The following is a 21,976-nucleotide window of genomic DNA, read 5'->3' as shown; positions in this document are numbered from 1 at the left end:
GCCGTCGTCTCAGGGCTGTTAACCGGGGTTTAACGCGCCCCTCCTCGCTTATGGGATATCCGGGATATAACGTTCTAGAAGCGATCTTTCTGACCGAGAGCCCTGGGGGTGAGGTCCTGTGACGGCCACGACGCAGATGTCGGTGCACCGGCGGGCGGTCGAGCAGATCAGGGAGTCGTACGCCGCGATTCCGCAGGACGCCCCGCCCCGGCTGGCCAAGGCCACCACGAACCTGTTCCGCTTCCGGCACGGCGCGCGCACCACCACGCTCTCGGCCCGGGACCTGGACCGGGTCATCGAGGTGGATCCGGTCACGATGACCGCCGAGGTCCAGGGTATGACCACCTACGAGAACCTGGTGGACGCCACGCTCGCGCACGGGCTCATGCCGTACGTCGTGCCGCAGCTGAAGACCATCACCCTCGGCGGCGCGGTGACCGGGCTCGGCATCGAGTCCACCAGCTTCCGCGACGGGCTGCCGCACGAGTCGGTCGAGGAACTGGAGATCCTCACCGGCGACGGCCGCATCGTCGTCGCGCGGGACGACAACGAGCACCGCGACCTGTTCCGGGCGTTCCCCAACTCCTACGGCACGCTCGGCTACGCGCTCCGGATCCGGATCAAGCTCAAGCCCGTCCAGCCGTACGTCCGGCTGACCCACGTGCGCTTCACCGACGCCCACAAGTGCATGCTCGCCATGCAGGAGATCTGCGAGACGGGCGAGCACGACGGCGAGCCGGTGGACTTCGTGGACGGCACGTTCTTCGAGCCGGGGGAGCTCTACGTCACCCTCGGCCGCTTCGCCGGGCGCGCGCCGTACGTCTCCGACTACACCGGAATGCGGATCTACTACCAGTCGATCCGGACCAGGACCCGCGACTGGCTGACCGTGCGCGACTACCTGTGGCGCTGGGACACCGACTGGTTCTGGTGCTCGCGGGCCTTCGGCGTGCAGGAGCCGCTGATGCGCTCGCTGATGCCGCGCCGGTGGATGCGCTCGGACGTCTACCGCAGGCTCGTCGGCCTCGACCGCAGGTACGGGGTGATCGCCCGGCTGGACCGGTGGCGCAACCAGCCCGTGCAGGAATCGGTCATCCAGGACATCGAGGTGCCGGTCGAGCGAGGCGCCGACTTCCTGGAGTTCTTCCACGAGAAGGTCGGCATGACGCCGGTCTGGATGTGCCCGCTCAAGGCCGCGAGCGAGTGGCCGCTCTACCCGCTGGAGCCGGGCCGGCTGTATGTGAACTTCGGCTTCTGGGGGACCGTCCCGCTGCCCAGAGGCCAGTTCGACGGCTACTACAACCGTCTCATCGAGCACGAGGTGCACACGCTGGACGGGCACAAGTCGCTGTACTCCACGTCGTTCTACCCCCGGGACGAATTCTGGCGCCTCTACAACGGGGACGCCTACTGGCCGGTCAAACGGGACTACGACCCGGGCGGCCGGTTGCTCGACCTCTACGACAAGTGTGTACGGGGGCGTTAAGGAGGTACATTCTGTGAGGCTCGCTGAGATCTTCGAGAAGGTCATCGGCCCCGAGGCGGGCATCCGCCTCACCGCCTACGACGGGAGCGAGGCAGGTCCTTCCGAGGCGGACGTCACCCTGGAGGTGAGATCCCCCGTCGCGGTGTCCTACCTGGCGCAGGCTCCCGGAGAGCTCGGACTGGCGCGGGCGTACGTCTCCGGACACCTCAACGTCCACGGGGACATGTACGCCCTGTTGTCGAGGATGTGGTCGCTGACCGTCAACGACATCCCGCTGCGTGACAAGATTGACACGATCCGCGCCCTGGGGCTCAAGCCGCTGACGATTCCGGTTCCCCCTCCTCCCCAGGAAGTACGGCGCAGCGTGATGGCCCGGCTCGGCAGCCGGCACGCCAAGCAGCGCGACGCGGAAGTGATCCACCACCACTACGACGTGTCCAACACCTTCTACGAGTGGGTGCTCGGCCCGTCCATGGCCTACACCTGCGCGGTCTTCCCGGCCGAGGAGTCGTCGCTGGAGGAGGCGCAGGCCGCGAAGTTCGACCTGGTGGCCAGGAAGCTCGGGCTCAAGCCCGGGATGCGGCTGCTGGACGTGGGCTGCGGCTGGGGCGGCATGGCCATGCACGCCGCCCGCGAGTACGGGGTGAAGGTGCTCGCGGTCACCCTCTCGCGCCAGCAGGCCGAGTGGGGACAGAAGGCCGTCGCCGAGGCGGGACTCAGCGACCTGGTCGAGATCCGGCACATGGACTACCGCGACGTCCGGGAGACCGGCTTCGACGCGGTCAGCTCGATCGGCCTGACCGAGCACATCGGCAAGGAGCAGCTGCCGTTCTACTTCCGCTTCCTGTACAACAAGCTCGTGCCCGGCGGACGCCTGCTCAACCACTGCATCACCCGGCCGACGGGGAAGGAGAAGACCTTCAACGCCGGCGGTTTCATCAACCGCTACGTCTTCCCCGACGGGGAGCTGGAGTCGGTCGGCTACCTCATCCGGCAGATGGAGGACGCCGGCTTCGAGATCAGGCACCAGGAGAACCTGCGCGAGCACTACGCCCGCACCCTCCGCCACTGGTGCGACAACCTCGACGAGCACTGGGACGAGGCGGTCCGGGAAGTGGGCCGGGGAACGGCCCGGGTCTGGCGGCTCTACATGGCCGGCTGCATCGTCGGCTTCGAGCGCAACAAGATCCAGCTGCACCAGGTGCTGGCCACGAAGCTCGACCCGCAGGGCGGCTCCCGCATGCCGCTGCGGCCCTCCCGCGACTGGCCGTGAAGGCCGGCCGGGGCGGATCATGAGGGACCGGCGGGGAGAGGGGGAGGGACAGCCCGTTCTCAGACGGCCATGATCCGGGCTGGGCCGGTGTCCCTCAGGCGGCCATGAGCGGACCGGTGTCGCCGGCCGCGACCCAGCGGCCCCTGCCGAGACGTTTGGCCGAGTACATCGCGACGTCGGCCGCCCGGAGGATCTCCGTGGGCGAGCCCCCGGAGTCGCCGTCGCGGACGGCGATGCCGATGCTGGCCCCGACGCCGAGCCGGTGTCCCCGGAAGGGCACCGGCTCGGTGATCTCCTCCAGGACGCGCTCGGCCAGGAGGACCGCGTCCTGCCGGGACGCGCCCCGGCACAGCAGGACGAACTCGTCCCCGCCGAGCCGGGCCGCCAGGCCGGCGCCGCCGGCCGCGGCCGCCAGGCGCCCGGCGACCGCGCGCAGGACGGCGTCCCCGGCCTCGTGGCCGTGGACGTCGTTGACCTCCTTGAAGCCGTCGAGGTCGAGGTAGAGAACCGCTGCGCCGGGCTCCCCGGCCGGGACGCCCCTCATGACCTGCTCCAGGGCCTCGTGCAGGACCGTCCGGTTGGCCAGCCCGGTCAGCGGGTCGTGACGCGCCTGGTAGGCGAGCTGCGCCTGGATGCGCTCCTGCTCGCGGACCGCCCCGGTGAACCGGGCCAGCACGAACGCCGCGCAGGCGGCGCTGGCCACGATGGTGGCCACCTCCTGCTCGCTGAAGCCGGCGTACCGCAGGGCCAGCGCCGGCGTGCCCAGCAGCGCCATGCCGAGGAAGACCACGCGGGCCGGGTGCAGCGCCCGCACGTCCGTGCCGGACCGGGTCAGCTCGGCCCGGTGGGGGTGCAGCGCGGCCGTGACGAGCAGGGCGTGGCCGAGCAGCAGGCCCGCGCCGAGCTTCTCCACGTACAGGTAGTCGATCTCCAGCATCGGCAGCACGTTGTAGCCGAGGTCGACGGCCAGATAGGTGGAGACGGAGGCGAGCAGCAGCCGGGTCGGGGCGCCGCGGTCGCCCGGTGACAGGGCCAGGAACAGCGAAGCCGCCAGCAGGACGATGTCGCCGACGGGATAGAGGGCGGGCACGATGACCGTCGGGCTGAGCCCGGAGCCGAGGTAGGGCTGGATCAGGAACTGCCAGCCGGCCAGCGCGGCCACCGTGGACAGCGTCAGCGCGTCGAGCACGCCGCCGCGCAGCCGGCCGGGGGCCCGGCGGCGGGCCATCAGCGTCAGCGCCGCCGCGATCAGGGGATAGCCGCTCAGCCAGAAGGCGTCGCTGACCCCGACCGGCGGCACCTCGCCGGTGAGATGGAGGAACGCCAGCTCGATCGCGTCACCGGTGACCCAGAGCGTCTGGGCGAGTGAGATCAGCACCCACGGCCGCCGGTCCGGCGCGGGCATCAGCCGCAGCGCGGCCCACCAGGCCAGCGCGCAGATCACGCCGTACAGGGAGAAGTAGAGGATCTGCCCCGACACGGATGCGTAGATCGCAGCGGTCACGGCCGAGACCACGCCCGCTGCGATGAGGAAAGCCCAGGATTTGACGGCCGTCATACCCGTCCTGTCGGCAGGACGGGCCCCGGGTTGAGGAATCCGGTTCCCCGCTCTCCGGCGCGAGCGGGGAACCGGGCGCCCGTTACCGGAGCTCGCGCTTGAGGATCTTGCCGGTGGCGGTCATCGGCAGGGCGTCGCGGAACTCGACGATGCGGGGGTACTTGTAGGCCGCCATGTTCTCCTTGCACCAGCCGACCAGCTGCTCCTCGGTGAGGGCCGCCCCGGGCGTGCGGATGACGTAGGCCTTGACCTCCTCGCCGTGCGAGTCGTGGGGAACCCCGACCACCGCGGCGAGGGAGACCTCCGGGTGGGTCATCAGGACCTCTTCGAGCTCGCGCGGGTAGACGTTGAATCCACCACGGATGATCATGTCCTTGGCGCGGTCGATGATCGCGTAGTAGCCGTCCGCGTCGCGGGTGGCGATGTCACCGGTGCGGAACCAGCCGTCCCGCATGACCTCGGCGGTCGCCTCGGGCCGGTTGTAGTAGCCCTTCATCACGTTGTGGCCGCGGATGGCGATCTCACCGGGGCCCTCGCCCTCGACCGTGTTCCAGTCGTTGTCGATGAGCTTCATCTCCACGCCCCAGATCGGCGTGCCGATGGTGCCCGGCTTGGCGGGCTTGCCCAGCTGGTTGAAGCTGGCCACCGGAGAGGTCTCGGACAGGCCGTAGCCCTCCAGGATGCCGACGCCGAAGGTCGTCTCGAAGTCCTTGAGCACCTCGACCGGGGAGGAGGCGCCGCCGGCCACCGCGGTCGCGAGCGAGGTGGGCACCTCGTCGCCGTCGGCGTGGATCTTCGTGAGCATGGCCCAGTACATGGTCGGCACGCCCGCGAACAGCGTCACGTTCTCCCTGCGCATCAGCTCCAGCGCGGGGCCCGGCTCGAAGCGCGGCATCAGGACGAGGGTGGCGCGGCGGCGGAAGCCGGCGTTCATCACCACGGTCTGTCCGAAGGAGTGGAACAGCGGCAGCACCGCGAGGTAGGCGTCGCCGCCCTCGGCCCGCGGGTACATCTCGTCCGAGACCATGGCGTTGACGAGCATGTTCATGTGGGTCAGCTCGGCGCCCTTGGGACGGCCGGTGGTGCCGCTGGTGTAGAGGATCACCGCGGTGTCGTCGGGTGCGGTCTGCACCGTCTCGAACTCCGCGGAGACGCCGTCCAGCGCCGCCCAGATGGTCTCGCCGTACTCCGACTCGGTGGCGAACGCGGTGGCCGGCAGGACGAAGAAGTGCTCCGTCCCCGCGGCGCCCTCGAAGCCCGCCCTGCCCCGCTCGCCCAGCGGCAGCTCGGGGGAGCCCTCGAAGCAGAACAGCGCCTTGGCCTCGGAGTCCTCCAGGTGGTAGGTGATCTCCCGGGACTGCAGCAGCACGTTGAGCGGGACGACCGTCGCTCCGGCCTTGAGGATGCCGTAGTAGACGAACGGGAAGTACGGCAGGTTCGGACAGGCCAGCGCGACCTTGTCCCCCTTGCCGATCCCCCGGGATACCAGCAGGTTGGCAACCTGGTTCGCGACGGTGTTGACCAGGGAGTACGGCACGCGCAACTCGCCGAAGACGAGTGCGGCGCGGTCAGGGGCCTCCCGGGCGCTGTCCTCCAGCACGATCGACAGGTTGAGCATGGATGGGTCCTCCGTCCGAACAAACTCTGACGGCTCCATCCTTACAGGGGGAGCATACCGACCGGTAGGTAGCCCAGGTCACGAATTGACAGGGATAACCACCGGAAGTATGCAGGTAAGAGCCCGCTTACGGGGGAGGCGAGCTGACCGACCTCGTGAGGAAGGGTCAGTGGAACATGGACTACGACTACGTGATCGTAGGCGCCGGGTCGGCGGGGTGCGTCCTCGCCGGCCGCCTGTCGGCCGATCCGGGAGTGAGGGTTCTCCTGCTGGAGGCGGGCGGATCGGACCGGAAGCTGGAGATCCGGATGCCGGTCGGGTTCGCCAAGCTGTTCAAGACCGAGTACGACTGGGACTTCACCACCGCCAAGCAGACCGAGATGTCCGGCCGGGAGCTCTACTGGCCGCGCGGCCGGGTGCTCGGCGGGTCCTCCTCTCTCAACGCCCAGATGTGGGTGCGCGGGCACCGGGCCGACTACGACGGCTGGGACGTGCCCGGCTGGTCCTACGAGGAGGTCCTGCCGTACTTCCAGCGGGCCGAGCGCCGCGTCGGCAGCAACCGCGGCGGCGTGTACGGCGCCGACGGCCCGATCTACATCTCCGAGCTGCGCAGCCCCAACATCACCACCACCGCGTTCCTGACGGCCTGCGAGGAGCTCGGTCTGACCCGGCTGGACGAGCTGAACGGACCCTCCAACGAGGGGTACTGCCCCACGCCCGTCACCCAGCACCGGGGCCGCCGCTGGAGCGCCGCCGACGCCTACCTGCGGCCCGCGATGAAACGTCCCAACCTCTCCGTGGTCACCGCCGCGCACGTGCGCAGGATCATCGTCGAGGACGGCCGCGCGATCGGCGTGGAGTACGGCCACGGCCCGGACGGCGGTCCGGGCGGTGGGGCCGCCTCCGCCGCCGGCGCGGTGGCCCGCGCGACCCGGGAGGTGATCCTCTCGGCCGGCGCGATCGGCTCCCCGCACCTGCTGATGCTCTCCGGTGTCGGGCCCGCCGACGAACTGCGGGCGCAGGGCGTCGAGCCGGTCTGCGACCTGCCCGAGGTCGGCCGGAACCTCCAGGACCACCTGGCCTCGGGGGTCATCCTGAACTGCCCCCGGCCGGTCACGCTCGCCGGCGCCGACTCCACGGCCAACCTGCTGCGCTTCCTGACGCGCGGGCGCGGCATGCTCACCTCCAACGTCGGCGAGGCCGTGGCCTTCATCCGCACCGGCCCGGACGAGCCCGCCCCCGACATCGAGCTGATCTTCGCGCCGGGCCCGTTCATCGACCACGGCATGACGCCTCCGTCCGGGCACGGCCTGACCATCGCCTCGATCCTGCTCCAGCCCGAGAGCAGGGGCCGGATCTCCCTCAACGGCCGGGAGGCGACGATCGACCCCGGCTACCTGACGGCCGAGGCCGACCTCCGGCGGCAGGTCGCCGGGTTGCGTAAGGCGAAGGAGCTGTTCGCCACCGAGGCGCTGAAGCCGTTCGCCGGCCCGCCGATGGACCCGTACTGGGGGCCGGAGAGCGACGAGGAACTCGCCCGCTGGATCCGTGAGCGCAGCGAGACCCTCTACCATCCGGTCGGCACCTGCCGGATGGGCGTCGACGCGGGGTCGGTGGTCGATCCCGCGCTGCGGGTGCGGGGGATCGCCGGGCTCCGCGTCGCGGACGTGTCGATCATGCCGGTCATCAACCGGGGGCACACGCACGCCCCGGCCGTGATGATCGGCGAGAAGGCGGCCGACCTGATCACGGCGGACCGTACCGCCCCCTGAGCGAACCGTACCGCCCCCTGAGCGAACCGTACGGCCTCCCGGGCGGAGCCGTGCGGCCTCCGTGCCGGACGTCGTCGGGAAGAGCCCCATGCGTGCTCGCCACCCCCGTGACCGGACCATCCGGATATAATGACGGTGGCTTCAGGACGCCTCCGGTCCGCGGGAATGGGCTCAGCCCACCTGGCGTGCGCACCACGTGTCACCATCGTTCTCCTTTCGGCCTGACCAAGCGGACATCAGGCAGACGAGAGGAGGCCGTTGTGCCGACCCTGGGCATGCCCGACCACCCCCACCTCGACCGCTTCCGCCGCCAGGCCCGTGCCCTGCAGCGGTCCGTTCGGGCCGGGGACCCCGACGCCGTCGCGCGGCTGGCCCGCCATCATCCCGGTGGAGTGCCGGACGACGTCGGCGGCTTCCGGCTCAGCGCGGCGCAGTTCGTCGTCGCCCGCGAATACGGGTTCGCCAGCTGGCCCCGGCTCACGCGGTACCTGGAAACCGCGGCCGAACACGGCTGGGACACCCGGCTCGGCGCGGCGCCCGCGGCCGACCCGGCGGAGGAGTTCTGCCGCCTCGCCTGCCTGACGTACAGCCGCGAGGACGGACCGGCGCGCTGGGCGCGAGCCCGTGAACTGCTCGCCCGGCACCCCGGCCTGACCACGGGGGACATCTGGGCCGCCGCGGCCGCCGCCCGCCCGGATGACGTCGGCCGGCTGCTCGCCGAGCAGCCGCGGCGGGCGGCGGAGCGGGGCGGCCCGTTCCGCTGGCGACCGCTCTACTATCTCGTCTACTCGCGATTCGACCCTGCCGTGCCGGCCGAGCGGGTTCTCGCGGTCGCCCGGCAACTGCTCGGCGCCGGCGCGGACCCCAACGAGGGCTACCTCTTCGACGCCCTGCCGTCGCCGTTCACGTTGCTGACGGGGGTGTTCGGCCACGGCGAGCTGGGCCGGCGGCGCCAGCCTCCGCACCCCCACTGGCGGGCGCTGGGCCGGTTGCTGCTCGACGCGGGCGCCGATCCCAACGACGCCCAGACTCTGTACAACCGGATGTTCGAGCCGGACGACTCGCACCTGGAGTTGCTGTTCGCCTACGGGCTCGGCACCGGGGAGGGCGGCCCGTGGAAGAGGCGGATCGAGGAGCTCGGCGAGCCTGCGAAGCTGCTGCGCGTCCAGTTGCGCTGGGCGGTCGAGCACCACCAGCCCGCCCGGGTGCGGCTCCTGGTCGAGCACGGCGTCGACTTCCGCTCGCCGTTCGAGGGTGACGGGCCCCCGTGGAGTCCCGGCGACGGTCAGACGCCGGTCGAGCTGGCCCAGCTGAACGGCGACACCGAGATCGCCGGATATCTCCTCGCCCAGGGGGCCGCGCCGCCCGGCCCCGACCCGGTGCGTGAGCTGATCGCCGGGGCACTCCGCGCCGACCGGTCCGCGCTGAACCGCGTCCGCGCCGAGCATCCCGACGCCGTGGCGGAAGCCCGCCGCCGCCGTCCCGGGCTCATCGTGTGGGCCGCGGCCCAGGCTTCCGTCGAGGCGGTCACATTGCTGGCAGAGCTCGGCTTCGACGTGAACGCCTACGGGCGCGGTGATGCGCCGGTCGAAGAGGCCTGGGAGACGGCGCTGCATCACGGCGCCGCGAACGGCGACGTCGAGCTCATCCGCCGGCTGCTGGACCTGGGCGCCGATCCCGGCCTCCGCGATCAGCGCTTCGACGCGACCCCGCTGGACTGGGCCAGGCACCTGCACCGGCCGGCGGCCGCCGCGCTGCTCGAACCCGTCACCGCGCCCCCGCCGGGCGTCGAGTGAGCGCGGCGCGGTCACCTCGCACGCTTGCGGCTGCGGTGACCGGCCATCAGGTCGGGAGACCTCGGACAGCCTGCGGGCGGTGTGTCGCGGCTCACACTTGACGTAAGTGAGCACTTGCTCAAATCTGGGTTAATGACCGTGAGCGTGGCGGATATCGACCTGTCGCAGATCCCGTTCTGGGCCCTCCCGCAGGCGGAGCGCGCGGACGCCTTCCGGCGCCTCCGCGAGTTGGACCGGCCTGTGTTCGTCAAGGAGAACAAGGTTCCCTTCGTCGGGCACGGGCCCGGCTACTACGCGCTGGTGCGGCACGCGGACGTCTCCGAGGCCAGCAGGAACGCCGGGATCTTCAGCAGCGAGCCGACGGCCAACAGCATCGTGGACATGCCCCGGTGGCTGGCGGTCTACTTCGGCTCGATGATCAATATGGACGATCCCCGGCACGCGCGGCTGCGCCGGATCGTCTCCCGGGCGTTCACGCCACGGATCCTGTCCAAGATGGAGGAGGACCTCCAGCGGGCGGCCACCCGGATCGTGGACGAGGCGATCGCGGACGGCCCCGGTGACTTCGTGACCCAGATCGCGGCCCGGCTCCCGGTCCAGGTCATCTGCGACATGATGGGAATCCCCCCGAAATTTCATGACCGGGTGCTCCGGGCGACCAACATCATCCTGGGCAACGCCGATTCCGAGTACACCGGCATCGAGCCCGAGTTCAAGCGCTGGAACGTGGCCCGCGGCCTGGTCAAGCTGATGAACGCCGGGCGCTCGCTCAACCACCTGGCCGCCCGGCTCGGCCGCGAGCGCCGGGGTAACTCCACCGGCGACCTGACCAGCCTCCTGGTCAACGGCGAGGAGTCGCTGACGCCCCAGGAGCTGGGCTCGTTCTTCATCCTGCTCGTGGTCGCCGGGAGCGAGACCACCCGCAACGCCATCTCCCACGGGCTGAAACTGCTCACCGACCACCCCGGGCAGCGGGAGCTGCTGCTGTCGGACTTCGAGGGCCGCATCGGCGGGGCGGTCGAGGAGATCATCCGTTACTCCACGCCGGTGATCCAGTTCCGCCGCACGCTCACCCGCGACCACACGATGAACGGCATGGACTACCGCAAGGGCGACAAGGTCCTGCTCTTCTACAACTCCGCCAACCGCGACGAGGCCGTCTTCGCCGATCCCGACGCCTTCGACATCACCCGCCACCCCAACCCGCACGTCGGCTTCGGCGGCCCCGGCCCGCACTACTGCCTCGGCGCCCACCTGGCCCGCCGTGAGATCACCGTGATGTTCCGCGAGCTGTTCACCCGCCTGCCGGAGATCCGCTCCACCGGCGAACCCGACTACCTGCTGTCCAACTTCATCAACGGCATCAAGCACCTGCCCTACGCGACCTGACCGGACGGCATCACCCACGTTCTCGGTGAGCAGGCAGCGCAGCTCCCCGATCGCCAGTTCCAGCACCTGGGGATCGGCGAGACCGCGTCCCTCCGGCCGTTCCGCCACGGCGACGACGTCGAAAGAGTGATGGTTGGGGGAGCGTGCCCGCCGTACGGTGCCAAGCTAGTGCTAGGTTCGCGGGCATGGAGATCAGGACGGTCACGGCCAACGAGATCGACTTCGGCTATCTGGAGATGGGGCAGGGGCCGCTCGCGCTCTGCCTGCACGGTTTCCCCGACACCGCGCACACCTGGCGGCACCTCCTGCCCGCGCTGGCCGATCGCGGCTACCGGGCGGTCGCGCCGTTCATGCGCGGCTACGCGCCCACCTCGATCCCCGCCGACGGGGCCTACGAGCCCGGGGCGCTGGTCGCCGACGCCTGCGCCCTGCACGAGGCGCTCGGCGGCGACGGCGACGCGGTGCTCATCGGGCACGACTGGGGCGCGTTCCCGGTGTACGGCGCCACCGCCTTCGCCCCGGAGCGCTGGCGGAAGGGGGTCGCCATGGCGGTGCCCCCGCCGGCCGCGATGGTCTCGGCCTTCTTCGACTACGAGCAGCTCAAGCGCTCCTTCTATATCTTCCTGTTCCAGACTCCTCTGGCCGAGATGGTCGCCGCCAAGGAGGGGTTCGTCGAAGGGCTCTGGCGAGACTGGTCGCCGGGCTACGACGCCGCGTGGGACGTCGCGGAGGTACGGCGGAGCCTGGCCGACCCAGCCAACCTGGCCGCCGCGATCGGCTACTACCGGGCCATGCTCGGCGCCGTGCCGCCGACCGGCCGCTACGCCGCCGAGCAGAACGCCGGTGTCGGGGAGGTGCCGATCCTCTATCTGCACGGGGAGCGCGACGGCTGCCTGGATCCGGGCCTGGCCGTGACGGCCCCGGCCTTCCTGTCGTCGGGCTCCCGGCTGGAACGTGTTCCCGACGCCGGTCACTTCCTGCACCTGGAGCGGCCCAAAGAGGTGAACGCGCTGATTCTGGGCTGGTTGGGACGGTGACCGTATGGCAGGATCGGCAAGAAACCGAACTCGGTTCTAATGGAGGCTGGCGTGACGGTTTCGGAGCCCGGACTGCAGATCCCGCTGTCGGAGATCGACCTGTCCGACATCACGTTCTGGGAGCGGCCGATGGCCGAGCGGGAGGCGGCCTTCGCCGTGCTCCGCGCGCAGCCGGGGCCGGTCCACTTCGCCGAGCCGGAGGTCCCCTTCGCCCCGCCGGGCCCCGGTTACCGCGCGCTGGTCCGGCACGCCGACATCGTCGAGGCCAGCCGGAACCCCGAGGTCTTCTGCTCGGGCCGGAGCGCGACGAGCGTCCAGGACCTGCCGGTCGAGTTCAACGAGTACTTCGGCTCGATGATCAACATGGACGACCCCCGCCACGCGCGGCTGCGCCGGATCGTCTCCCGGGCGTTCACCCCGAAGATGATCAAACAGTTCGAGGACGACGTCCAGACCGAGGCCACCCGCATCGTCGACGACCTCATCGCCAGGGGGCCGGGCGGGGACTTCGTCGCCGAGGTCGCCGCCCGGCTGCCCCTGAAGATCATCTGCGACATGATGGGCATCCCCGAGGAGCACTACCGGACGGTCTTCGACGCCTCGAACGTCATCCTCTCCGGCGGCGACCCGGAGTTCATCGAGGACGTCAGCAAGGCCGCCGAACTGCTGCTGGGCGCCGGTCAGCGCCTTCAGGACCTGGTCACCTCCCTGGCCGGTTCGGACACCCTGGCCGACGACACCCTCATCGCCGCGCTGACCAGGGCCAACATCGACGGCGAGAAGCTGACGATGCAGGAGCTGGGCTCGTTCTTCATCCTGCTGGTGGTGGCCGGCAACGAGACCACCCGCAACGCCATCTCCCACGGCCTGCACCTGTTCACCGAGAACCCGGACCAGCGGGAGCTGCTGCTGTCGGACTTCGAGGGCCGCATCGGCGGGGCGGTCGAGGAGATCGTCCGGCTGGCCTCGCCGGTCGCGTGGATGCGCCGTACGGTCACCCGCGACCACGAGATGAACGGCACCCTCTACCGCGAGGGTGACAAGGTGCTGCTCTTCTACTGGGCCGCCAACCGGGACGAGGACGTCTTCACCGACCCCTACCGCTTCGACATCCTGCGCACCGAGGGCCCGCACGTGGGCTTCGGCGGCCCCGGCCCGCACTTCTGCCTGGGCGCCCACCTGGCCCGCCGCGAGATCGCCGTGATGTTCCGCGAGCTGTTCACCCGGCTCCCGCAGATCCGCTCCGTCGGCGAGCCCGACCGCCTGCGCTCCAGCTTCATCAACGGTATCAAGCATCTGACCTGCGAGTTCTGAATCATCCCATTGACGTAAGTGGTTGCTTCCGCAAAGGATCGATGTCATGAGCGTGACGCCAGCCGAGCGGAGGCCGATCGTCTCCGTCGCCGACTTCGACCTGTCGGACTACGACTTCTGGGCCAGGCCCATGCGCGAGCGGGAGCACGCCTTCCAGCTCCTGCGGGGCCTGGAGCGCCCGGTCTTCTACCGGGAGCCGGAGATCGACTTCGCCCCGCCGGGGCCGGGCTACCACGCGCTGGTCCGGCACGCCGACATCCTGGAGGCCAGCCGGCACCCGGAGGTCTTCTGCTCCGGGGACGGCGGCGCCACCAACATCCCGGACATGCCGCCGGAGTTCACCGAGTACTTCGGCTCGATGATCAACATGGACGACCCCCGGCACGCGCGGCTGCGCCGGATCGTCTCCCGGGCGTTCACCCCGAAGATGATCAAACAGTTCGAGGCCGACGTCGACGCGGCGGCCTCGAAGATCGTCGACGACCTTCTCGCCAAGGGGCCGGGCTGCGACTTCGTCGCCGAGGTCGCCGCCCGGCTGCCCTTGAAGATCATCTGCGACATGATGGGCATCCCGGAGAAGGACTACGGCTTCGTCTTCGACCGGTCGAACATCATCCTCGGCGGCTTCGACCCCGAGTACGGCGGCGACGACATGACCAAGATCGCCGAGAGGTTGCTGACCGCCGGCCTGGAGCTCAACCAGCTCGTCCAGGACCTCGCCGCCCACCGCGCCGAGCACCCCACCGACGACCTCACCTCGTCCCTGGTCAACGCCAACATCGACGGGGAGAACCTCACCGCCCAGGAGCTGGGCTCGTTCTTCATCCTGCTGGTGGTGGCCGGCAACGAGACCACCCGCAACGCCATCTCGTACGGCCTGCGCCTGCTGACCCGCAACCCCGACCAGCGCGCGCTCTGGCTCTCCGACATCGACGGCCACGCCCCGGGCGCGGTCGAGGAGATCGTCCGGCTGGCCGCCCCGGTGAACTTCATGCGGCGCAAGCTCACCCGCGACCACGAGATGAACGGCACCCTCTACCGCGAGGGCGAGAAGGTCGTCCTCTACTACTGGTCGGCGAACCGGGACGAGGCGGTCTTCACCGACCCGCTCCGCTTCGACATCCTGCGCACCGAGGGCCCGCACGTGGGCTTCGGCGGCCCCGGCCCGCACTTCTGCCTGGGCGCCCACCTGGCCCGCCGCGAGATCACGGTGATGTTCCGCGAGCTGCTGCGCCGCGTGCCCCAGATCGAGGGCGGCAGCCCCGAGCGGCTCTACTCCAGCTTCATCAACGGCATCAAGCACATGGAGTGCCGCTTCTGACGGGCCGGCGGAGCGCCGCTCCCGGCCCGTCCCCGGGCCTCACCCGGCGGCGGCCGCCTTGATCGACTTGAAGACGGTGTTGATGTCGGGCAGCAGCTCCGTGGCGCTCGCCGGCACCGACATGTAGACGATCGACGGCAGGTCGGCGCCGGTGCTCACGGCCGCCACGACGATGGTGGTCTTGTCCATGCCCGAGGTGATCTCGTAGGCGGCCAGCTGGGCCGGGAGGTCGCCGACCTTCAGGGTCTGCTGGGCGACCTTGCTGGCCTTGTTGCCCTCGGGGAAGAACTTGTTGCGCGCGGCGTTCGCCACCGCGTTGATCACCGGCGCCAGGTTCTCCGGCGAGGCGTAGTGCTTCTGCAGCCGGGGCGAGAGCGGCCCGGAGAGCACCTGGGCGTACTGGTTCTTGCCGTTCGAGTCCTGGCCCGTGAGGGTGTACTGGCGGGTGTTGAAGCCGTACGTCGTGGGCATCGTCGGACGGGTGTCCTGCCGCCACGGAGCGCCGAGCCGGGCGAGGGAGAGGGCGGAGCCGGCGTCGGTGAGGGTGCCGGCGACCGGCGAGCCCTCGCCCGGATAGCTCGGCAGACGGCCGATCTTCGGCTTGGCGGTCTTCTTCGGCGCGGCGGAGGGCTTGGCCTCGGACACCGGCTCGGTGGTCTCGTCGGCGGAGGCCAGGGGGCCGGCCAGGAAGGCCCAGATCAGCGCGGCGACCAGCGCGATCACCGCGGACCCGGCGAGGGCGAAGACCCAGACCGGCCTGCCGGCCTCCTCCAGCTCGTTCTCGTCGCCGATGGCCTGGTAGTTGTCGCCGAAGACGGTGTTCCACAGCTCCTGCTGGCGCTCCGGCGGCGGAGTCTTGGGTCCGCTGATCTGGCCGGCGGTGACGAACGGCCGGTTGGGGTCGGACGGGTCGCGGCTCAGGTGGCCGCCCGGCGGGAGCTGCGGGGACTGCGGGCGCCCCTGGCCGGGCCGGTCGCCGCCGCCCGGGTGCCCGCCGTTTCCGGCCGGTCCGCCGTTCCCGATCGGTGCGCCGTTGCCCGGGTGCCCGCCGTCGCCGGGGCGGCCCGTGCCGGCGGGCGCGGGGACGCTGAAGGTCGAGGTCTGGGCGAAGGGCGTGGACCGGGCGAACGGGTCGGCCGACGTCAGCGGGTCATGCCTGGCGAACGGATCGGCCGACGTCAGCGGGTCGGGCTTGGTGAACGGGTCGGCCGACGTCAGCGGGTCATGCCTGGCGAAGGGATCGGCCGACGTCAGCGGGTCGGGCTTGGCGAAGGGGTCGGCGGACGGGCCCCATCCGCCGTTCTCCGGCCCCCGGGCCGGGGCCGCGGGCACGGGCGGCCAGCTGCCCTGGCCGGGCGCGCCGTACGGCGAACCGCCGCCGGCCTGCGGGCCGGGAGCCGGGGAGGCGGGAGGAGGGGTCGCCGGGGTGGAGGACTGCGTCTCGAACATCTGCTGCCACGAGCGGTTGCCCGGGACGGATCCCTGGGGCGGGAGCGGGAGCCGCGGATCGGTGCCGCCGGAGGCGGGGCCCTGCGGGGGGAGGGGGAGGCGGGGGCCGGTGCCACCCGTTCCGAGCGGGTCGTTCGCCCAGGCCGGCGGGGGTTCGGGAGTCGATGCCCATGCCGGAGGCAAGTGGGGCCGGCTGGAATCATCCGGGGCCATGGGTTCCTTACCTCTCGTATGGGTGCCCGAATTGGGAGTATTCGGCATGCTCTCATGTGAGGCGGGGGGATCGGCAGGGAAACGGGAGAACGCCCCCCTGAACTGAAGTCCAGTGGGATCGGTCGGAGGATCCTGCATCGGCAGGCCCGTCTCCCCGGGATCAGGGCCCTGCCCCGGCGCTGCTGAGTGTGCCACGGTGAAAAGGGTAAACGGGAGGGACGGTCGAGGTCACAGCGGATCTACCGGCCCGGGGCGCCGGCCGTTCCGCACGTGACGTCCCACCATTGTGCCGACCCTCCGGCTCCGGCGTCCCGGATTCGGCCGGGCCGTCCCCGTACCGGCCGCGTCCGGCGTTCATGAAAAGCGTTGCGGACTGCGATAGGCTTTGCATATGCGTGCCGCGACCCTGCTGCTTACCGGGCCGCACCGGCCTTCCCGGCGCTAGACGCCCCACCGGTGCGGCTGCCCTTCGCCTGAGCGGAGGGTTTTTCTATTGGGTCGGATGATCCAGATCATCTGTGCGGACGGACACCGAGGGAAGAAAACGTGAGCGAGCGAGCCGACATGCAGAGCGACGAGCAGCACTACGACCCGCAGGCGCTGCAGGCCAAGTGGGTACGCCGGTGGGAGGAGCTGGACCCCTTCCGGGCCGCGGGCGACCCCGCCGACACCCGCGAGAAGCGCTACATGCTCGACATGTTCTCCTATCCCTCGGGCGACCTGCACATGGGGCACGCCGAGGCGTTCGGCATCGGCGACGTCGTGGCGCGTTACTGGGTGCAGAAGGGCTACAACGTCCTGCACCCGGTCGGCTGGGACTCCTTCGGCCTGCCGGCCGAGAACGCCGCGATCAAGCGCAACGCCCACCCGGCCGAGTGGACCTACGCCAACATCGAGACCCAGGCCGCCTCCTTCAAGCGGTACGGCGTCTCCTTCGACTGGTCCACCCGCCTGCACACCAGCGACCCGGAGTACTACCGCTGGACCCAGTGGCTGTTCCTGCGCTTCTTCGAGCGCGGCCTGGCCTACCGCAAGGGCGGTCTGGTCAACTGGTGCCCCAACGACCAGACGGTGCTGGCCAACGAGCAGGTCGTCGGCGGCCGGTGCGAGCGCTGCGGGGCCGAGGTGGTCCGCCGTGAGCTGACCCAGTGGTACTTCAAGATCACTGAATACGCCGACCGGCTGCTGGACGACATGGTCCAGCTGGAAGGCGGCTGGCCGGAGCGCGTGCTGAGCATGCAGCGCAACTGGATCGGCCGCTCGGAGGGCGCCGACGTCGACTTCGTGATCGAGGGCCGCGACGAGCCGGTCACGGTCTACACCACCCGCCCCGACACGCTGTACGGCGCGACCTTCTTCGTGGTCGCCCCGGACGCCCCGCTGGCCGCCGAGATCGTCTCCGACGGGCAGCGGGCGGCCTTCGAGGCCTATCGTGCCGAGGTGGCCAAGCTGTCGGACATCGACCGGCTGTCCACCGAGAAGGAGAAGACCGGCGTCTTCCTGGGCCGGTACGCCGTCAACCCGGTCAACGGCGAGCGCATGCCGGTCTGGGCGGCCGACTACGTGCTGTCCGACTACGGGCACGGCGCCATCATGGCCGTACCCGCGCACGACCAGCGCGACCTGGACTTCGCCCGCGCCTTCGACCTGCCGGTCCGGGTCGTGGTGCACACCGGCCTGGCCGACCCGGGCGAGACCGGCGTGGCGACCCCCGGCGACGGCGCCCTGGTCAACTCCGGCCCGCTGGACGGTCTGGACAAGGCCGCCGCGATCCGGAAGATCATCGAGATCCTGGGCGAGCGGGGCACCGGCAAGGCGGCGGTCAACTACCGGCTGCGCGACTGGCTGCTGTCCCGCCAGCGCTTCTGGGGCTGCCCGATCCCGATCATCCACTGCCCCGACTGCGGTGAGGTCCCCGTCCCGGACGAGCGGCTGCCGGTCGCCCTGCCCGACCTGCGCGGCGAGGCCCTGGCGCCCAAGGGCGTCTCCCCGCTGGCCTCGGCCGAGGACTGGGTGAGCGTGGAGTGTCCCAAGTGCGGCGGAGCCGCCAGGCGCGACACCGACACCATGGACACCTTCGTCGACTCCTCGTGGTACTACCTGCGCTACGTCGACCCCGACTACGAGGACGGCCCGTTCGACGTCGAGAAGGTCCGCCAGTGGGGCCCGATCGACCAGTACGTCGGCGGTGTCGAGCATGCCATCCTGCACCTGCTGTACTCCCGGTTCTTCACCAAGGTCCTGCACGACATGGGCATGGTCGACTTCACCGAGCCCTTCGCCCGGCTGCTGAACCAGGGCCAGGTCATCAACCAGGGCAAGGCGATGTCCAAGTCCCTGGGCAACGGTGTGGACCTGGGCCAGCAGATCGACGCCTTCGGCGTGGACGCCGTCCGGCTGACCATGATCTTCGCCGGCCCGCCCGAGGACGACATCGACTGGGCCGACGTCTCGCCCGCCGCCTCGCAGAAGTTCCTGGCCCGTGCCTTCCGCGTCATGGTGGAGGCCGGGGCCGCCTCCGCCCCCGGGGCGGACTTCGCCGCCGGTGACCTGAGCCTGCGCAAGACGGTCCACAAGACCGTCGACGAGGTGACCAAGCTGGTCGAGGGCCACCGGTTCAACGTCGCGGTGGCGCGCATGATGGAGCTGACCAGCGCGGCCCGCAAGGCCATCGACTCCGGCCCCGGCGCCGCCGACCCGGCGGTCCGCGAGGCCGCCGAGACCCTGGCCGTCATGCTGTCGCTGGTCGCGCCGTACACCGCGGAGGAGGGCTGGGAGCGCCTGGGCCGCTCCGCCTCGGTCGCCACGGCCGGCTGGCCGGTCGCCGAGCCCGCCCTGCTGGTCGAGGACGCCGTCACCTGCGTCGTGCAGGTCGCAGGGAAGGTCCGCGACCGGCTGGAGGTCTCCCCGGACATCTCCGAGGCCGACCTGAAGGCCCTGGCGCTGGCCTCGGAGAAGGTCCAGGGCTTCCTGTCCGGCGAGCCGCGCAAGGTCATCGTCCGCGCGCCGAAGCTGGTCAACATCGTCCCCTAGCGCCATCGCGGGAGGCGGGGGCCCGCGGTCCGTGCCGGACCGGCCCCCGCCTCCCGCCGTGCCGGTTCACCGGCCGTCGCGGTCCCCGAACCGAGGCCCGGCATCCCAGCCGGTTGCAAGGGAAACGGCCGGGATGCCGCTTAGGGTGCCATCATGCGACGTATCGGTGCGTTCCTGCTGGCGGGCGGGTTGGTCATGACGGGCTGCTCCGGCGGCGCCGACCCCGGGCCCGAGGAGACCCGGGCGGCCCCCGCGAGCTCCGGGACCCCCACGGCCTCCGCGCCCGCCGCGACCGGGCTCCGGGCGGCGATGGCCGGGGTCTCCGGAGACGGGCCCGCCGCCCTCAACTTCGAGTACGGCGACCTGGCCCACTGGCGGGACATCGGCGTCGCCACCGATCAGGGGCCGGGGCGGGACAAGACCTGGCTGTCCGTCATCGGGTACGGCCTGGGCGAACTGGTCCGGGCGGGGCAGCCGCTCACCGAGCGGACCGGAATCGCCCCCTACGCCGCCGACCACGCCGTCTCGATCGGCGTGCCGCCGGACACGGCGGTCCGCATCGACGGCGGCGTGGACGCCGAGGCGGTCAGGGCCAAGCTGACCGCGCTGGGCGGCAGACCCGGCAAGATCGGAGACCACGACGGCCTGTCGCTCGCCGACGACCACGCCCTCGACCCGGACGGACCGCTGATCGATCTCGGCCTGGTGAACCAGTTCAACAAGGTCGTCGTCACCGGCTCCACGGTCGCCGTGGGATCGGCCGCCGCGCCGGTCTCCGCCGTGCTCGGCGGCGATCGTTCCCTCGCGGACGTCTCCTCGCACGCCGCCGTCGCCGACTGCCTCGGCGACGTCGTCACCGCGGTGCTCACCGTGCCGCAGAACTCCGGGGCGGTGGCCCTCTACGGGGTCGGGCTGCGCCGTCCCGCGTCCCCGGGCGACACGCCGGTCAACGTGATCTGCGTCGCGCCCCGGAGCGGCGCGATCCCCGCGGTGAGACAGGCGTTCACCGCAAAGCTCACCACGGCGGCCCCGACCACCCAGGGCACGCTGTACGGGGACCATGCCGAGGAGATCAAGCATGACGAGGTGGTGAGCGGGAACTTCACGGTCCTGCGCGCGACCCTCACCCTCGCCCCGGACGCGCCGGCCTCCTTCGCGCACCGGATGCTGCTCACCCGCGACCTGGAAGCGGTCGCCGACCCCACGGCGGTCGACAGCCGCCTGCCGGTTCCCACACCGACCTCCTGAGCGGGGCGGGGGGACGGTCAGGAGGACGTCTTCGCGACCCGCGTGATCCGGTCGAGGATCTCCGACAGGACCGGGCCGGAGGTGGCGAAGTTCAGCCGGGCGAAGCCCTCCCCGCCCGGGCCGAACAGCGGGCCGGCGCTGAGCATGACCCTGGCCTCGCGCTCCAGGAAAGCGGCGGGATCCTCCGGAAGCCCGAGCCCGGACAGGTCCAGCCAGGCCAGGTAGGTGGCGTCGGGGACCCGGTAGCCGACGCCGCCGGGAAGCCGTTCGGCGATCATGCGGCGGTTGCGGTCGAGGACCGCCATCGCCTCCGCCAGCCATTCGTCGCCGTGCCGCCAGGCCGCGACGGTCGCCTCGACCCCGAAGACGTGCGCCGCGCCGTACAGGTGGGCGGGCTGGGCGGCCAGGGTCGCGCGCAGGGCGGGCGAGCCGACATGGGCCACCGAGCAGCGGATGCCGCCCAGGTTGAACGCCTTGGTGGCGGAGGTGAGCGTGACGGTGCGTTCCGGCAGCAGCGTGGCGAAGGAGATGTGCCCGCCGGGGGCGTGGACCAGGTCGGCGTGGATCTCGTCGGAGATCACCAGCAGGTCGTGGCGCTCGGCCAGCTCGGCCAGGCCGGTCAGCTCCTCGCGGGTGAAGGCGCGGCCGGTCGGGTTCTGCGGGTTGACCAGGAGAAGCGCGCGGCAGCGGCCCTCGGCGAGCCGGGCGGCCAGGGCGCCGGTGTCGAACCCCCAGGAGTCGCCGGCCGGCTCCATCGGGATCGGCAGCGCCGGCCGGTTCATCTCGGCCAGGGTTCCCAGGAAGGGGGGATAGGCCGGGACGTGCACGGCCACCTCGTCCCCGGGCCGGGTGGCGAGGTGCAGGATCACCTGGAGGGCCTGGTTGATGTCGGTGAAGGACCGCACGTGGTCGGGGGCGGGGCGCCAGCCGTACCGGCTCTCCATCCGCTCGGCGAAGGCCACGGCCAGCGGGCCGCCGGGCCGCTCGATCCAGCCGGGATAGCCGAGGTCCCCGTGGGCCCGGCGGGTCAGGGCCTCGCGCACCGCGGCGGCGACCGGGAAATCCATGTCGGCGATCCAGGCGGGGATCACACCGGGGCCGGGCAGGGACCATTTGATCCCGTCCCTCGATGCCAGAGCCTCCAGTGTCAGCGCGTCCAGGGGATTGATCTCGGTCACCGCCCCAGCCTAACGAGGACGGTGACCGAGATGTCAGTTGTGTCTTGCTTAATAGGACATGTCGCCTAATGGGGTATGCCTAGGGAATCAGCCGAGGCCGTTCTTCATCGCGCTGATCAGCTCGCCGTTGGAGGTGTCGCCGCTCAGCTCCCAGAAGAACGCCCCGCCCAGACCCTGGTTCTTGGAGTAGCCCATCTTCCCGCCGATGGTGGCCGGGGTGTCGTAGCTCCACCACTGGGTGCCGCAGTGGGCGTAGGCCGTGCCGGCGACCGTGCCGTTAGCCGGGCACCT

General features: G+C 71.0%; 15 protein-coding genes. 10 read left to right on the top strand and 5 right to left on the bottom strand.

Annotation, left to right across the window (positions count from 1 at the left end; all coding sequences use genetic code 11):
* The first annotated feature begins 136 nt into the window (after positions 1 to 136).
* Both Plo01_RS28560 and Plo01_RS28555 read left to right on the top strand, forming a co-directional pair.
* Positions 137 to 1,486, top strand: coding sequence for an FAD-binding oxidoreductase (locus tag Plo01_RS28560; protein WP_203893932.1), 1,350 nt, complete (start codon positions 137 to 139; stop codon positions 1,484 to 1,486).
* A gap of 13 nt (positions 1,487 to 1,499) precedes the next feature.
* On the top strand, positions 1,500 to 2,759 hold the full coding sequence (locus Plo01_RS28555) for an SAM-dependent methyltransferase (RefSeq protein WP_203893809.1): 1,260 nt from the start codon (positions 1,500 to 1,502) through the stop codon (positions 2,757 to 2,759).
* A 94-nt stretch (positions 2,760 to 2,853) separates the two neighbouring features.
* On the opposite strand, the gene Plo01_RS28550 is transcribed toward Plo01_RS28555, so the two are convergent.
* Both Plo01_RS28550 and Plo01_RS28545 read right to left on the bottom strand, forming a co-directional pair.
* Entirely contained in the window at positions 2,854 to 4,317 is a 1,464-nt protein-coding gene (locus tag Plo01_RS28550; RefSeq protein ID WP_203893808.1) for a GGDEF domain-containing protein, read from the bottom strand.
* Between the two features lie 82 nt (positions 4,318 to 4,399).
* Positions 4,400 to 5,935, bottom strand: coding sequence for a long-chain-fatty-acid--CoA ligase (locus Plo01_RS28545; RefSeq protein WP_203893807.1), 1,536 nt, complete (start codon positions 5,933 to 5,935; stop codon positions 4,400 to 4,402).
* A 176-nt stretch (positions 5,936 to 6,111) separates the two neighbouring features.
* Here Plo01_RS28545 and Plo01_RS28540 point away from each other — a divergent pair, with 176 nt between their 5' ends.
* From Plo01_RS28540 to Plo01_RS28515, 6 genes are all read left to right on the top strand, one after another.
* On the top strand, positions 6,112 to 7,707 hold the full coding sequence (locus tag Plo01_RS28540; protein WP_203893806.1) for a GMC family oxidoreductase: 1,596 nt from the start codon (positions 6,112 to 6,114) through the stop codon (positions 7,705 to 7,707).
* 260 nt (positions 7,708 to 7,967) lie between these two features.
* Positions 7,968 to 9,503 carry an ankyrin repeat domain-containing protein gene (locus Plo01_RS28535; RefSeq protein ID WP_203893805.1) on the top strand — a complete coding sequence of 512 codons (1,536 nt, stop codon included), beginning with the start codon at positions 7,968 to 7,970 and terminating at the stop codon, positions 9,501 to 9,503.
* Between the two features lie 132 nt (positions 9,504 to 9,635).
* Complete coding sequence (locus Plo01_RS28530; protein ID WP_203893804.1) at positions 9,636 to 10,892, top strand: cytochrome P450; 1,257 nt, start codon at positions 9,636 to 9,638, stop codon at positions 10,890 to 10,892.
* A 185-nt stretch (positions 10,893 to 11,077) separates the two neighbouring features.
* On the top strand, positions 11,078 to 11,929 hold the full coding sequence (locus tag Plo01_RS28525; RefSeq protein WP_203893803.1) for an alpha/beta fold hydrolase: 852 nt from the start codon (positions 11,078 to 11,080) through the stop codon (positions 11,927 to 11,929).
* Between the two features lie 39 nt (positions 11,930 to 11,968).
* On the top strand, positions 11,969 to 13,243 hold the full coding sequence (locus Plo01_RS28520; protein WP_203893802.1) for a cytochrome P450: 1,275 nt from the start codon (positions 11,969 to 11,971) through the stop codon (positions 13,241 to 13,243).
* A 46-nt stretch (positions 13,244 to 13,289) separates the two neighbouring features.
* Positions 13,290 to 14,564 carry a cytochrome P450 gene (locus tag Plo01_RS28515; protein ID WP_203893801.1) on the top strand — a complete coding sequence of 425 codons (1,275 nt, stop codon included), beginning with the start codon at positions 13,290 to 13,292 and terminating at the stop codon, positions 14,562 to 14,564.
* Between the two features lie 39 nt (positions 14,565 to 14,603).
* Here the strand turns inward: Plo01_RS28515 and Plo01_RS28510 are convergent, their stop codons facing one another.
* Complete coding sequence (locus tag Plo01_RS28510; RefSeq protein WP_203893800.1) at positions 14,604 to 16,013, bottom strand: hypothetical protein; 1,410 nt, start codon at positions 16,011 to 16,013, stop codon at positions 14,604 to 14,606.
* A 777-nt stretch (positions 16,014 to 16,790) separates the two neighbouring features.
* Here Plo01_RS28510 and leuS point away from each other — a divergent pair.
* Complete coding sequence (gene leuS / locus Plo01_RS28505) at positions 16,791 to 19,259, top strand: leucine--tRNA ligase (protein ID WP_203893931.1); 2,469 nt, start codon at positions 16,791 to 16,793, stop codon at positions 19,257 to 19,259.
* Between the two features lie 153 nt (positions 19,260 to 19,412).
* A complete protein-coding gene (locus tag Plo01_RS28500; protein WP_203893799.1) occupies positions 19,413 to 20,507 on the top strand; it encodes a hypothetical protein in 1,095 nt (364 codons plus the stop codon).
* A 17-nt stretch (positions 20,508 to 20,524) separates the two neighbouring features.
* Here the strand turns inward: Plo01_RS28500 and Plo01_RS28495 are convergent, their stop codons facing one another.
* Entirely contained in the window at positions 20,525 to 21,685 is a 1,161-nt protein-coding gene (locus Plo01_RS28495; RefSeq protein WP_239317239.1) for a MalY/PatB family protein, read from the bottom strand.
* An 87-nt stretch (positions 21,686 to 21,772) separates the two neighbouring features.
* The coding region (locus tag Plo01_RS28490; protein ID WP_239317237.1) for a glycosyl hydrolase family 18 protein at positions 21,773 to 21,976 on the bottom strand (204 nt) is incomplete at its 5' end.

This window comes from Planobispora longispora (assembly GCF_016863135.1).
Classification (GTDB): Bacteria; Actinomycetota; Actinomycetes; order Streptosporangiales; family Streptosporangiaceae; genus Planobispora; species Planobispora longispora.
The sequence above is the reverse complement of the archived record's forward strand: the minus strand, read 5'-3'. Positions and strand labels throughout refer to the sequence as shown.

Bases quoted from the DNA above. Each gene is read 5' to 3' on its own strand.
- Plo01_RS28515 (WP_203893801.1), top strand. From the start codon at position 13,290: ATGAGCGTGACGCCAGCCGAGCGGAGGCCGATCGTCTCCGTCGCCGAC.
- Plo01_RS28550 (WP_203893808.1), bottom strand. From the start codon at position 4,317: ATGACGGCCGTCAAATCCTGGGCTTTCCTCATCGCAGCGGGCGTGGTC.
- Plo01_RS28530 (WP_203893804.1), top strand. From the start codon at position 9,636: ATGACCGTGAGCGTGGCGGATATCGACCTGTCGCAGATCCCGTTCTGG.
- Plo01_RS28545 (WP_203893807.1), bottom strand. From the start codon at position 5,935: ATGCTCAACCTGTCGATCGTGCTGGAGGACAGCGCCCGGGAGGCCCCT.
- Plo01_RS28560 (WP_203893932.1), top strand. From the start codon at position 137: ATGTCGGTGCACCGGCGGGCGGTCGAGCAGATCAGGGAGTCGTACGCC.
- Plo01_RS28540 (WP_203893806.1), top strand. From the start codon at position 6,112: ATGGACTACGACTACGTGATCGTAGGCGCCGGGTCGGCGGGGTGCGTC.
- Plo01_RS28525 (WP_203893803.1), top strand. From the start codon at position 11,078: ATGGAGATCAGGACGGTCACGGCCAACGAGATCGACTTCGGCTATCTG.
- leuS (WP_203893931.1), top strand. From the start codon at position 16,791: ATGCAGAGCGACGAGCAGCACTACGACCCGCAGGCGCTGCAGGCCAAG.
- Plo01_RS28520 (WP_203893802.1), top strand. From the start codon at position 11,969: ATGGAGGCTGGCGTGACGGTTTCGGAGCCCGGACTGCAGATCCCGCTG.
- Plo01_RS28510 (WP_203893800.1), bottom strand. From the start codon at position 16,013: ATGTTCGAGACGCAGTCCTCCACCCCGGCGACCCCTCCTCCCGCCTCC.
- Plo01_RS28500 (WP_203893799.1), top strand. From the start codon at position 19,413: ATGCGACGTATCGGTGCGTTCCTGCTGGCGGGCGGGTTGGTCATGACG.